This window comes from Psychrobacter sp. AOP30-A2-5 (genome assembly GCF_052378115.1).
In the GTDB taxonomy this organism is placed as follows: domain Bacteria; phylum Pseudomonadota; class Gammaproteobacteria; order Pseudomonadales; family Moraxellaceae; genus Psychrobacter.
In genome coordinates this window covers 165,367-178,911 of record NZ_JBQSXK010000004.1, presented here as the reverse complement: position 1 = coordinate 178,911, position 13,545 = coordinate 165,367, and the positions used below count along the sequence as shown (strand labels likewise).

The following is a 13,545-nucleotide window of genomic DNA, read 5'->3' as shown; positions in this document are numbered from 1 at the left end:
CATTATAATTAAGGTTTTTACTTATAATGTGCGTTTGCTAGGTCAAATATAAGGCTAGATGTATGCATGAAAAGTCTAAAATTTGGACTATCTTAAAGGCTTGTTTTATTACCGTTGTGGCATCGGCTGCTTGGTTGCCGCTATCTAAGGCAACCGCCCAGACTTACTATTTAGGTGTGTTGGCACCGCAGGGCGAGACAGCCGCACAAAATCGCTGGCAGCCCTGGCTTGACGAGCTTAATGATCAGTTATCAGATGACACCGTGATATTGGTACCTTTGGCGCTGGAGAATTGGCAACAGCAAATAGAAGCACAGCAGTTTGCGCTAGTGCTTGGCCCGCAAGTACAGTTTATAAAAATGAATACCATCAGGTGGCGCTGGCTGGCTACCTTACAAACAGAGACGGCTCAATTAAATAGCAATGCGCAAAGTCCTCCTGATAAAAGTTCTCGTGATAAAATTTTTAGTAATCAAGGATTTGATGCTGAGGGTGTTAATGGGCAACAATCGCAAAATCAGCTATCGACGACAGTCACCCTCGCCAATGAATTTAATAAGCTAAATGAATATGCGCCATTAAAACAGCCGAGTGCGATGGAAGAGGTCGCCAGTGCTTTATGGGTCGCTGCCGACAGTGATATTTATCGTTTGCAGGATTTGGAGCAACGGCATATTGCTGCCGTCGACAATGACGCATTTGGCGGTTATTTATTGGGCGCACATTTATTACAGCAAAATGGCATCACGCCAAGTCATTACCAAACACAGTTTGTCGGTTATCCGATAGAGCGCACTTTGCATGCCTTGGCTAGCGGCAAGGTAGACGCTGCCATTACGCCGCTTTGTTTGATGGAGGAGATGGCAAGGCGCGGTCAAATCAATGACAAGCAATACCGTCTCATTCATCCAGTCGCCACTGTATCCAGCTGCCACTCTTCAACGAAAATATATCCAAATTGGACACTGGCAGCGACCGAGCAAGCGCCAGATGCTTTGGTGCGCCAGATCAATCAACATTTATTTGGCAAGCGTCAATTAGAGCAGCGCTGGTTGCCAGCAGAATCGAGTAGCGATGCTGAGCGCATCCTTTATGAGATGAATCGCCATCCCGCCCAAAAGCAGCTGAGCGCGCATATGATCGACTGGATAAAGGCGCATCGATTGTGGATGGCTGTGATTATTTTGGTTATCCTGATATCGACAGTAAATTATGCTTGGATGAGCTGGCTGGCATGGCGGCGGCAAAAAAAGATAGTGCGGCAAAATAGACTAATCCGTGATTATGATCAGCAGTTACACCAATCAGAGCGCTTTGCGGTCATCGGTGAGATGAGCGGTGCTATCGCTCATGAAATCAATCAGCCGCTGGCAACCATTCAAAATTATGCGCAAGGGTTATTGATACGCAGTCAACACGCAAGTTTGTCTAAAAATGCTATCGACATAACGCCACTTGATAATGCGGCAACAGAGAATGCTCTACAGCAGATTGTCAATGAAACAGAACGCGTCGCTGCTGTAGTGACTAATATTCGCCGCTGGGCTGGACGGTCGCAAGCGAATGAAACTCGTGTCGATATCGCAGCTATCTATCAACAGTGCATCTTATTATTGGGTGAGCAAGCAGTAGGTGTCAATTTTTGGCTGGCAAGTAATTATCAGCATTTAACCTTGCCAAATTTACTATTAGATCAGTTACTGATAAATAGCATGACCAATGCTGCGCAGCAAGGGGCGACCAATATCATGCTACGCTGTCAGGCAGAGGAACATGATGGCAAGCAATGGCTGGTATTGCATCTAAGCGATGATGCTCGCGGCTTTGACCAAGCCCAGTTGCAGGGGCAGTACCTACCAGAGAATCTACCCAGTCAGTATGCTACTCAATCAACGAAAGCAGACGGTCTAGGATTAGGACTGATGATATGTCAGCGTTTGTGCAAGTCGCTGGGCGGTATGATGCAGCTAAATAATATTGATGCCGAACGTGAAATTGAGAAATTTTACCAAGTAATGAGCAGCGAGCAGCACCGCTTTAAACGTAGCTTAAACGGTAAAATCCAACTGCTACAAACCAATGCTAACTATCAGCTGTCAAACACGGTGGGCGCACAAATATCTTTTTATCTGCCATTATATTTAGCGAATAATGATGAAAAACTCTAATGAATATCAATAATGTATTTAGCCATAAGGTCACATATGACGTCTAATCAACTCTCAAATGAGCCTACGTGCTGGCAAGATAAAAGCAGTCATCTGTCTGATGATTCATCGGGCATTACGCCAGTATCGCTTATCATTCATATCATTGATGATGAAGAAAGTGTGCGCATGTCCTGTGATTTTTTGATTAGTAGCTTAGGGCTACCGACCCAAGTGTGGGCAAGTGCACTGACTTTTTTGCAACAAGTCAATATCTATCGTCCAGCAGTGATTGTGAGTGATTTGATGATGCCAGAGATGAGTGGTCAAGCGCTACAAGTGCACCTTAGTCAACAGGATAGCCCTATGGCATTGATAGCGCTAACTGGAAATGGCGAGATTGCTGATGCTGTCAATATGCTGAAGCAAGGTGCGGCTGATTATCTAGAAAAACCGATTAATAGCCGCCGGCTACAAGAAGCGCTTGCATGTGCGCAAGACCTCACTCTAAAACGCGCTACGCTTTATGATATTAAAAAGCTCTATGCGCAGCTGACCGATAAAGAAAAGCAGGTTGCCAATGAATTGTTAGAAGGTAATCTGAATAAAAATATCGCTGAACATCTAGACGTTTCCGTCCGTACGGTAGAGGTGCATCGTTCACAAGTGATGAAAAAAATGCAGTCACAACATGTCAGTGAGTTGATTCAAAAGTTAGTATTGCTTGATGCTTAAAAATTAAGACAGTCGTATCAATTAAAGCAGTCATAAAAAAACGCCTGATATTAAACAGACGTTCTATTTTTTCAAGATTTGAAGAATTTTGCTAAGTTATTTAACTCAATATCAAGCTATCATCTTCGACTTTTTCGCCGCGAGTTTGTTCAAACATATCAAGTAAGTCATGTACAGTCATGCCTTGACGTTTATCGCCAGCCACATCTAATACCACTTGTCCTTGATGTAACATCACTGTTCTGGTGCCATGCGCCAATGCCTGCTGCATTGAGTGCGTGACCATCATGGTCGTGAGCTGATTGTCCGTCACAATCTTATCGGTCAATTCTAAAACGAAAGCAGCAGTCTTAGGGTCGAGAGCAGCAGTATGCTCATCAAGCAATAAAATTTTGGAAGGTTGCAGTGAAGCCATCAATAGGCTAACAGCTTGACGTTGACCACCGGATAACAGACCCATACGGTCGGTCAAACGATTTTCTAGCCCCAATTTTAATACTGATAATTTTTCGCGAAATAAATCACGGTTATTTTGGTTGAGTGCAAAGCTTAAACCACGTTTGCCGCCGCGCTTATAAGCCAGCGCCATGTTTTCTTCAATGGTCAATGCTTCACAAGTCCCCGCCATCGGATCTTGGAAGACACGAGCCACCCAATGGGCGCGTTGGTGCGCGGTTTTTTTGGTGACATCGATGCCATTTAATAAGATTGAACCGCTATCGACGCGCGTGGTACCACTGACCGCATTTAAAAAAGTTGATTTACCCGCACCATTGGTACCGATGACAGTGACAAATTCACCATCAGCGATGTTAAGATTGATACCGCGTAGGGCAGGGTTTTCAATGGGCGTTCCAGGATTAAAGGTCAACCGCAAATCTGTAGCTTGCATCATAATAATTATTCCTTATGGTTGCACATTGACATTAAGCCCGAACTTTACGACTTAAAAATTTATTTTTAGCTTTTGGCAATACCAAGGCAAATACGACAAGTAGCGCTGTAATCAAGTTCAAATCTTGCGGACCAAAACCAATACTACGGAGCGTATCGCTCGATAGCGCCACCTGAATAAATAGCTTGTACAGCACCGCACCGACGACCACGGCAAAGGTAATCAGCCAAATACGCTTGGCAGGAATGATGGTTTCACCAATGATGACCGCTGCCAAACCAATGACAATGGTACCAATACCGATCGAGATATCTGCGCCACCTTGAGTCTGCACAAATAATGCACCTGCTAGAGCAATCAAACCGTTAGAAATCGCCATACCAATGATGGTCATCCATGAGGTATTGATGCCTTGCGCCTGTGCCATGCGGAGGTTGGATCCAGTCGCCCGCATCGAAAGACCCGTTTCGGTACTATAGAACCAGTTTAAAAATAACATGGCAGCTATCACCACGACACCAATAATTAGACAGCGCATCCAATAACCGTTGCCATCAGTGACCAAGGTGCTAAAGACCGTGGTTTCACCCAATAATGGCAAGTTCGGCGCACCCATAATCCGTAAATTGATAGAATATAGTGCGACCATCACCAAGATACTGGCAAGTAGTTGCAGGATGCCAAGTTTGACGTGTAGCCATGCCGTAACAATACCAGCGACGGAACCTGCCAACATACCAAAAGCACAGGCAAGCCATGGGTTGACACCAGCGATGATAGAAATACCGGCGACAGCGCCACCTAGTGGAAAGCTACCGTCAGCGGTCAAGTCGGGGAAGTCGAGGGTGCGAAATGAGATCAGCACACCAAGTGCTACTAGGCCATAAATCAGACCGCTTTCAAGTGCACCAAAAAAAGCAATTAAAGACATAAGAGATCAGTAAGTCATAACCAAGCGTTTAGCCACTAACGTTCTAATATCGATTCATAGAATGAGTGCGTGATATAGATCAGTGCTGTCTCATCCATACGTCAATTTTAGCTAAACGACTAAGCGGTGAATTTAACAGATTAAACAATCTGCGGTTAGGGTAAACCAAAACATGTCACGATCAACAGCTATCATAAGCTACCTAGGTTCAAAGCTTTGATTAAAAAAAGGGCAAATTTAGAAATGACGCAAATACTTTATATTTAATCAATGTGGTTTAAATAAGAAGCCCAGCCTACTGATTCATAGCTGGGTTTCTGATGTTAAACATTTAGCCTCATCGCATAACGGTAGATGACGGCTGACACCAAATCCATCAAACTCGATATCTACCTTATGATAGCTGTAATGAGCTAGCTATAAAAGTGCGTTATTCTACCACTTCTTTTGCTTTATCGATAACCGCTTGTGACAAAGTAATGCCTTCTTCTTTGGCATGCTTTGGACTAACATATAGATCCAACATTTGCGGGGTGTAGACAGGAATAGCGCCTGCTTTTTCACCATTTAAAATACGTACCACGATTTTGCCTGTTTCGCGACCAAGCTCGTAGTAATTCACGCCCAATGCAGCAACGGCACCACGCTCAACTGAGCTAGTGTCAGACGCAATCAGTGGAATTTTGCTCTCTTTAGCGACTTGATATAGTGATTCGTAAGCCGATACGACGTTATTATCGGTTGAGGTATAGATCATATCGACCTTACCTTCGAGGCTACGTGCTGCCATCGCAATATCAGTACTACGCTGGGCAGGGGCTTCGAGTACATTGATACCTAGTGGTGTCAATTTTTCTTTTAAGTTTTTCAAGATAATCGTTGAATTGACTTCGCCTGGGCTATAAACATAGCCGACATTTTTTAGACTAGGAATGATTTGACGCATCAGCTCAATTTGTGGCTCATAAGGAAGCGCATCAGAGCCGCCAGTGACATTGGTGCCAGAGCCATCTAGTTTTGTCACTAGTTTGGCGGCAACTGGGTCAGTAACTGCTGAGAATACTAAAGGGATACTGCTAGTAGCAGCAGCTACTGACTGCGCTGATGGGGTACCAATCGCAACGATAACGTCTGAATTGTCTGCGACGAATTGCTTAGCAATCTGTCCAGCAGTGGCCGTGTTACCCTGTGCGCTTTGGAAATTAACCGTTAAGTTTTCACCATCCTTAAAGCCTGCTTCATTAAGCTCGTCGATAACGCCCTTACGGACGTCATCAAGCGCTGGATGTTCGACGATAGCCGTAATTGCGACGGTCTTCATCGCTGTGGCTGCATCGCCAGTAGCAGCTGCATCAGTGGTGCTGGTATCTTGTGCTGATTGATTACAGCCAGTTAAGATGGCCGTACAAACACCACCTAATAATAGTGCTTTACTAAAGTTAAAATGACCAAAACGATTTTGATACAACATGGGTCTCACTCCTGAAAATAATAATGTGTCCGTACATTATTTAATTTATAGATAAAAGGTATAGATGGATAAAGGGTAAAGCAGTTATCTGTATAGAAGGCTAAATGTTATTTTTCAGTGCTACTTGTCAAAACTATTTATCTGTACTATTTATCCGCACTCTGCGCTTGTTTGTCGACATTAATGGCATTTTTTAGCAGCTCATCAGTCAGACTGACGCCTTGCTCAGCAGCATGTTTCGGGCTTGCATATAAGGTCAAAGTATTCATCACTTCAGGCTTAACGCTGCTAACTGCTTCGCCATTTAACACACGATACACCATTTTGCCTGTGGTACGACCGAAATCATAATCATTGACACCAAGCGCTGCAGTCGCACCACGTCGCACACTGAACTCGTCTGAGGCAATGACAGGAATATCAAGCTCATTGGCAGCACCTGCCATCGCTTCAAAGGCGGATACAACGTTGTTATCTAGTGAGGTATAAATCACATCAACACGACCAGCAAGGCTACGAGTCGCCATCGCCACATCCGTTGGGCGATTGGCGGTGACGTCTAATATCTTAAGCCCACGCGCAGGCGCAGCTTTTTTAAGTTGATTAAGTACCACCACCGAATTGACCTCACCTGGACTATAAACATAGCCAATGGTTTTTGCATTGGGCGCAATTTTTTGAATATTGTCTAGTTGCGGCTCGATAGGTAGCTCACTAGACAGTCCTGTCACATTAGATTGGATAGGCACATTGTTTTCGTTAATGAGCTTTGCTGCGACAGGGTCTGAAATAGCCGTATAAATAACCGGAACCGTCTTAGTTGACGCAACGATAGACTGAGCTGATGGCGTCGAGATTGCCACGATGGCATCTGGATTGTCTCCTGCAAACTGCTTAGCAATCTGACCTGCTGTCGCTGTATTGCCTTGAGCACTTTGAAAATTAATGGTTAGATTTTGGCCTTCAACATAGCCATTATCTGCCAACTCATCAATAATGCCGCGGCGCATCGCATCTAACGAAGGATGTTCGACGATTTGAGTGATGGCTAATGTCTTGGCAGGCTTGTCAGAATCTGCGGCGGCACTGGTATCTGTCGTTGCAGCAGTGTCGGTCGTGTTTGAGCAGCCAATTAATCCAAGCGCGGCGCTCATAGCAGCACCGAATAGGCTGAAGCGTAAAGTAGTAGCAAAGGTCATTTTATTGGGGCTCATAGGTTAGAGAGTGCAGGTTACCCGAGTCAATGTTATGTGCATGCTGAGATAACGGGCTAACATCAAAGTAATCAATCCATTGATCATTACGTCCATATTATGACAGTAATGTAACTTATGGCAATAAGAAATTAAAACGCGTTTGTCATTGTCTCTATAAAGAACGTGCTGAGTTAATATTCATCGATATTATCTTCTATATAAGCACTGATTTTGGCGATTGACCAGCGATAGTTTTGGGACAATAAAAAAGATGCCCAGTTGGACATCTTTTTTGTTTGTTGAGTAAGCCTAACTATTAAGCAAGCACATCGCCAATCACGCAGTTGTCAGGTAAAGTAACCACTGTCAGCTGGGTTTTTGGATTGCCAGTTGATAGCACCATCCCTTCTGAGACACCAAACTTCATTTTGCGCGGGGCAAGATTGGTCACGCAAATCACTTTTTTATCTAGCAATTGCTCAGGCTCATAGAACTTACGGATGCCGCTAAACACATTGCGCGGTTTGTCTTCGCCAACGTCCAAGGTAAATTGTAAAAGCTTATCTGCGCCTTCGACATGATTGCAGGCTAAAACGTGAGCGACTTTCATCTCAACTTTGGCAAAGTCTTCGATACCGATATAGTCAGTTTGCTCAGTATTTGTCTCAGCATCTATATCAGTACCAGCTTCTTTTGCGGGCTTGTTATCTTTTTTAGCAACGGCTTTGCTAGCCACAGGAGCAGCAGCTTGAGCCAAAGACTCTTTTGACGCCTCAACCATCGCGGCAACGTCTTTTTCTTCGATACGCTGCATCAAAGGCTTGAACTTATTGATTTTATGACCCAATAGCCATTCATTACGGCTGGCAAAGCTTAAGTCGTCAATGTTTAAAAACTCTTTGGCATTGGCGGTTAGCTCAGGCAATACTGGCGCAAGATAAACCATTAATTGACGGAAGATATTAATCGCGACCGAGCAAACATCTTGAACTTCTTGCTCTGCGCCTTCGACCTTCGCTAGCGCCCATGGTTTTTTCTCATCGATATATTCATTGGCTTTATCAGCACATTGCATAATCAAACGCATGGCACGCGAAAACTCACGGTTCTCGTAAGCGGCAGCAATCTCATCACCCGTTTTGGTAATGTCTTCTAATAAACTTGGCTCAGCGCAGACTTCTGTGAGCATGCCATCGTACTTTTTGACCAAGAATCCAGCGCTACGACTGGCGATATTGACCACTTTACCAACTAGATCAGAGTTAACCTTTTGCATGAAGTCTTCTAAATCAAGGTTGATATCCTCGACTTTATCAGACAGTTTACTAGCAAAATAATAACGCAGGTATTCAGGATGTAAGTGATCAGCATACGTTTCGGCTTTAATAAAAGTACCGCGTGACTTACTCATTTTTTCGCCATTGACCATCAAGAAGCCATGAGCAAAAACACCCGTTGGTGTACGGAACTCACTACCAGCAAGCATAGCAGGCCAAAATAGCGCATGGAAATAAACGATGTCTTTACCGATGAAATGATAGACCTCGGTTTTGTGCTCGTTTTCTTGTGCCCAGTAACGGTCGAAATCAAGCGCCTCATCTGTACCTGCGCGCTTATCGCATAGGTTTTTGAAGCTCGCCATGTAACCGACTGGCGCATCGAGCCATACATAAAAATATTTGTCTGGCTCATCGCTTGGGGTATCTGGAATCTGAAAACCAAAGTAGGGCGCATCACGGGAAATGTCCCACGTTGCCAGACCTGCTTCAAACCACTCTTGTAGTTTATTGGCAACCGATGTTTGCAAGCGATTGTCACTACGCGTCCAATCTTTTAAGAATTGCTCAAATTCAGGCAAATTAAAGAAGTAATGCTTGGACGTTTTCAGAATAGGCGTGGCATCTGATAATGTTGAATGCGGGTCTTTAAGATCCGTTGCATCATAGGTGGTACCGCACACTTCACAGTTATCGCCGTATTGGTCTGGCGCTGCGCATTCAGGGCAAGTACCCTTGACAAAACGATCGGCTAAAAACAACTGTTTTTCAGGGTCAAATAATTGTTCGACATCTTTTGTACTAATATGCCCAGCATCATTCAAGCGACGATAAATCAGCTCAGAGAAATGCTTGTTTTCTTCTGAGTGCGTGGAGTGATAATTGTCAAAGTTAATCAAAAATTTAGCAAAATCTGCTTCATGCGACGCTTTCACCGAGGCAATTTGCTCCTCTGGCGTGACGCCATTGGCTTCTGCTTTGAGCATGATTGCCGTACCGTGTGCATCGTCTGCGCAGACATAAGTGACCTGATGGCCTTGCGCTTTCATGGCACGCGCCCAAATGTCGGTCTGAATATATTCTACAAGATGCCCCAAATGGATATAGCCATTGGCGTAGGGCAGCGCACTGGTTACTAGAATCTCACGCACTTTTATCACCTATATTTTTATATAAACGGGTTGGTTATCAAACGTCTTAAGCGGTTTTGAGCTATTGGACGCGATACTATTAATATCAAACTATCAATGCTAAAACATATTAAGCAAATAAAAATTTAAAAAAGTGTGCCTATGATACCGTAATTCGGCCAAATTTGTGACATTACCTGAGTAATTAATATAGTCGCTAATAAAGCGATTAACTCTATATGGTATATAGAGTGTCAATCAATTCTGAGAGATAAATAGTCGGTTGTATCTAGAGGTAGTAATGAGAAAGCATGCATAAAAAACCCACCAAGCAATCGCTCAGTGGGCTCTTCGGTATCAAGCAATAATCGTTAAATTTAATTATCTTTAAGGTTTAATAAAAGCCTCATTTCAGGACATTAGAACGAGCCAAATATCGTCCCTAAAATGATAACGGCGACCACAGCAATAAGTGGAATCACCATTGTCACCATGGCGACGTTTAGATAAGACTGCTTATGGGTCAAACCACAAATCGCAAGTAAGGTGATGACCGCGCCACTATGCGGTAGCGTATCCAAACCACCCGCTGCCATCACAGCAACACGGTGCATCAATTCTGGGTCAATACCCGCTGCGACCGCCATTCTTAAATAGTCTTCACCCAATGTCGATAAGGCAATACTCAAACCTCCAGACGATGAGCCAGTAATACCAGCCAGCGTGGTCATCGCCACCGCTTCTGAGATTAAAGGATTGTCAGGCGTTAGATTTAAGATACTATCACGAATGATGAGGAAGCCTGCTAACGAGGCGATAACCGCGCCGTAACCAACTTCTGAGGCGGTATTAAAAATTGGCAACATCGAATCATAAGTACCACGGTTGATGGTTTTTTGCAGATTATTCCAATGACCGATACGTAACAAAATTAACACCGCACAAGCCACGACTAACGAGATGATAATTGACCATAAACCCAGTGAGCCTGCGATATTTAGATCAGGAAACTGAGCTTGTAAGCCGCTAAAATCCACTGATGGAAAGACAGTGTAAGTTAATAAGGCATTTAAGCCAATGACCAACACCAGTGGAATCATAGAAATAGTAAATGAGGTGTGATGCGTATTTAATACCTCAGTTTCTTTTTTGGCTGCGCCAACGCCGCCCACATCCTCTTCGTCATGCTGACCATAGCCTTCGCCTGCTGCATTGGCTTTTCTGGCGCGTGATTGTAGCCATAACCAACCGCAAATAAACATGATGGTACCGCCGATAATACCCAAGATAGGCGCGGCAAAAACGTTGGTATTATAGTAAGGAATCGGAATGGCGTTTTGAATGGCAGGCGTACCTGGTAATGCCGTCATCGTAAAGGTGAATGAGCCTAAGGCAATCGCTGCCGGAATCAAGCGCTTAGGAATATCAGCGGCTTTAAACAAGTCTTTGGCGATTGGGTAAATAGCAAATGCCACGACAAATAAAGAGACGCCACCATAGGTTAAAATGGCACAAACTAAGATAACTGCTAAGATGGCTTTGCTGGCACCAAGCTTTTCGACCACGGTTTTGGCAATCGCGGTCGCCGCACCAGAGTCTGCCATCAAACGCCCAAATAGTGCGCCCAGCAAGAATATAGGGAAAAACTTAAGTAAAAACCCACTCAATGCGCCCATAAAGACATCGGTATAGGCAGGAATTGTGCTTAAAAAATCACCTGATAATAGTACGGCTAATGTCGCCATAATCGGTGCTAATATCAGCACGGAATAACCGCGATAAGCAAAAAACATCAGTAATAATAAAGTAATGACAATAGCAAAGGTACTAAACATGCTCGCCCTCCTTGGCAAAGTTCAGTCAGTGAGTATGCAGAGCATAGTGATATCGGTCAATGAAATTACTTAAAATAGCCAATATTTGATGTTTTATTAAACATAAATCCTGTCTTAATAAGATATTGACCCATTATATATACCGCTACTGCGCTGGCTTGTATATTCCTATGGTTATTCTCTTCTCGCTACGAGAATAATATGGTAAGTTAGCACAAGATTTTTAATTATGATATATCGATAGAAATTGTATTAATATAAATATGGAAATATTGAGTGATGTCACCCACTCATAATCATTGATGATAGAAGTTAATAACAAAAAATAGACTTGCAAGGAGATAAGCATGAGTCAATCAAAAGTATATAGCAGTGCCGAAGAAGCGCTAAAAGGTATTGTCAGCGATGGACAAACGCTCGCTATCGGGGGTTTTGGTCTGTGCGGTATTCCTGAAGCGCTCATCGAAGCGTTACGTGATAGCGGGGTTAAGGATTTGACCTGTATCAGTAATAACGCAGGCGTCGATGATTTTGGCTTAGGATTGCTATTGCAAACGCGGCAGATTAAAAAAATGATTTCATCCTATGTCGGTGAAAATAAAGAATTTGAGCGTCAATACTTGGCAGGCGAGTTAGAAGTTGAATTAACGCCGCAAGGTACGTTAGCGGAGAAACTACGTTCGGGTGGCGCTGGTATTCCTGCGTTTTACACCGCCACTGGCGTTGGCACGCTGGTCGCTGAAGGCAAAGAAACCCGTGATTTTGACGGTCGTACTTATATACTTGAGCATTCATTGCGCGCTGATGTGTCATTAATCAAAGCGCAAAAAGCGGACAAAGCGGGCAATTTAATCTTCAATAAGACGGCGCGTAACTTCAATCCAGATTGCGCCATGGCAGGAAAAATTACCATTGTCGAAGTCGAAGAAATCGTAGAGACGGGCACATTTGATCCTGATGACGTGCACCTGCCGGGTATCTTTGTACAACGTATCGTCTTGAATAGCAATCCTGAAAAGCGTATTGAAAAGACCACGACTAAAGCAGTCGAAAGCGCTTAGTTAAAGGCTTTATAGAATTTTTTAAAGTGTTAAATTAATAATAGAATATTGTAATACTATTCCTAAAAATTTGAGTGGCAAGGAAAACGAGTGAAAGTGCTACATTTAGTAGACTAAGCGAGTTTCACACCGCTCATCATATTTTTTGGGGTCGTTATAAAAATAAGGAAGTTATCATGGCATGGACAAGAGAGCAGATGGCACAGCGTGCCGCACAAGAGCTACAAGACGGCTATTATGTCAACTTAGGCATTGGACTACCAACTCTAGTCGCTAACTATATCCCTAAAGATGTCGATGTTTGGCTACAATCAGAAAATGGTCTATTAGGTATCGGCGAGTTTCCAACGGCAGAAAATGTCGATGCAGATTTGATTAATGCGGGTAAACAAACCGTCACTGCCGAAGCGGGTGCCAGTTATTTTAGTAGCTCAGAGTCGTTTGCGATGATTCGCGGCGGTCATGTTAATCTTGCGATATTGGGTGCGATGGAAGTGTCAGAAAAAGGCGATTTGGCCAACTGGATGATTCCTAAGAAAATGGTTAAAGGCATGGGCGGTGCGATGGATCTAGTCGCTGGCGTGCAGCGCGTGATTGTACTCATGGAACAAGTCAATAAACACGGCGAGCCAAAAATCCTTGCCACTTGCGAGCTACCATTGACGGGCAAAGGGGTGGTTGATCGGATTATTACCGAACTTGCTGTACTAGACGTCACTGACAATGGTCTAAAGCTAGTTGAGCTGGCAGAAGGTGTTAGCTTTGATGAGCTACAAGAAAAAACGCCAGTGAATATTGCTCAATAGCTTTGATACACTACCTAATAGTGTAAAGGCTGATTAATATTTTATTTAATAGCCACTATAT

At 43.7% G+C, this 13,545-nt stretch carries 10 protein-coding genes; 4 read left to right on the top strand and 6 right to left on the bottom strand.

What is annotated here, in order from left to right:
• The first annotated feature begins 62 nt into the window (after positions 1-62).
• Positions 63-2,168 (top strand): PhnD/SsuA/transferrin family substrate-binding protein, encoded by a 2,106-nt coding sequence (locus ACT3S4_RS05300; RefSeq protein ID WP_444760625.1) that lies wholly within the window; start codon positions 63-65, stop codon positions 2,166-2,168.
• 36 nt (positions 2,169-2,204) lie between these two features.
• A complete protein-coding gene (locus tag ACT3S4_RS05295) occupies positions 2,205-2,882 on the top strand; it encodes a response regulator transcription factor (protein WP_444760624.1) in 678 nt (225 codons plus the stop codon).
• 100 nt (positions 2,883-2,982) lie between these two features.
• Here the strand turns inward: ACT3S4_RS05295 and ACT3S4_RS05290 are convergent, their stop codons facing one another.
• From ACT3S4_RS05290 to ACT3S4_RS05265, 6 genes are all read right to left on the bottom strand, one after another.
• Complete coding sequence (locus tag ACT3S4_RS05290; protein ID WP_045446787.1) at positions 2,983-3,777, bottom strand: ABC transporter ATP-binding protein; 795 nt, start codon at positions 3,775-3,777, stop codon at positions 2,983-2,985.
• A 31-nt stretch (positions 3,778-3,808) separates the two neighbouring features.
• Positions 3,809-4,708: an ABC transporter permease gene (locus ACT3S4_RS05285; protein WP_045446789.1), complete on the bottom strand. Its 900-nt coding sequence runs from the start codon at positions 4,706-4,708 to the stop codon at positions 3,809-3,811.
• Positions 4,709-5,138: 430 nt separating this feature from the next.
• The gene (locus ACT3S4_RS05280; protein ID WP_045455214.1) at positions 5,139-6,179 is read right to left on the bottom strand and encodes an ABC transporter substrate-binding protein; all 1,041 of its coding nucleotides are present in this window, start codon (positions 6,177-6,179) and stop codon (positions 5,139-5,141) included.
• A 146-nt stretch (positions 6,180-6,325) separates the two neighbouring features.
• Positions 6,326-7,378: an ABC transporter substrate-binding protein gene (locus ACT3S4_RS05275; protein WP_444760623.1), complete on the bottom strand. Its 1,053-nt coding sequence runs from the start codon at positions 7,376-7,378 to the stop codon at positions 6,326-6,328.
• A 313-nt stretch (positions 7,379-7,691) separates the two neighbouring features.
• On the bottom strand, positions 7,692-9,803 hold the full coding sequence (metG, locus tag ACT3S4_RS05270; RefSeq protein ID WP_444760622.1) for a methionine--tRNA ligase: 2,112 nt from the start codon (positions 9,801-9,803) through the stop codon (positions 7,692-7,694).
• 398 nt (positions 9,804-10,201) lie between these two features.
• Entirely contained in the window at positions 10,202-11,617 is a 1,416-nt protein-coding gene (locus ACT3S4_RS05265; RefSeq protein WP_444760621.1) for a GntP family permease, read from the bottom strand.
• A gap of 347 nt (positions 11,618-11,964) precedes the next feature.
• On the opposite strand from ACT3S4_RS05265, the gene ACT3S4_RS05260 reads away from it, so the two are divergent.
• Positions 11,965-12,678, top strand: coding sequence for a CoA transferase subunit A (locus ACT3S4_RS05260; protein WP_444760620.1), 714 nt, complete (start codon positions 11,965-11,967; stop codon positions 12,676-12,678).
• 176 nt (positions 12,679-12,854) lie between these two features.
• A complete protein-coding gene (locus ACT3S4_RS05255) occupies positions 12,855-13,484 on the top strand; it encodes a CoA transferase subunit B (protein WP_444760619.1) in 630 nt (209 codons plus the stop codon).
• Positions 13,485-13,545: the final 61 nt, after the last annotated feature.

Bases quoted from the DNA above. Each gene is read 5' to 3' on its own strand.
- ACT3S4_RS05290 (WP_045446787.1), bottom strand. From the start codon at position 3,777: ATGATGCAAGCTACAGATTTGCGGTTGACCTTTAATCCTGGAACGCCC.
- ACT3S4_RS05285 (WP_045446789.1), bottom strand. From the start codon at position 4,708: ATGTCTTTAATTGCTTTTTTTGGTGCACTTGAAAGCGGTCTGATTTAT.
- ACT3S4_RS05275 (WP_444760623.1), bottom strand. From the start codon at position 7,378: ATGACCTTTGCTACTACTTTACGCTTCAGCCTATTCGGTGCTGCTATG.
- ACT3S4_RS05260 (WP_444760620.1), top strand. From the start codon at position 11,965: ATGAGTCAATCAAAAGTATATAGCAGTGCCGAAGAAGCGCTAAAAGGT.
- ACT3S4_RS05265 (WP_444760621.1), bottom strand. From the start codon at position 11,617: ATGTTTAGTACCTTTGCTATTGTCATTACTTTATTATTACTGATGTTT.
- ACT3S4_RS05280 (WP_045455214.1), bottom strand. From the start codon at position 6,179: ATGTTGTATCAAAATCGTTTTGGTCATTTTAACTTTAGTAAAGCACTA.
- ACT3S4_RS05300 (WP_444760625.1), top strand. From the start codon at position 63: ATGCATGAAAAGTCTAAAATTTGGACTATCTTAAAGGCTTGTTTTATT.
- ACT3S4_RS05295 (WP_444760624.1), top strand. From the start codon at position 2,205: ATGACGTCTAATCAACTCTCAAATGAGCCTACGTGCTGGCAAGATAAA.
- ACT3S4_RS05255 (WP_444760619.1), top strand. From the start codon at position 12,855: ATGGCATGGACAAGAGAGCAGATGGCACAGCGTGCCGCACAAGAGCTA.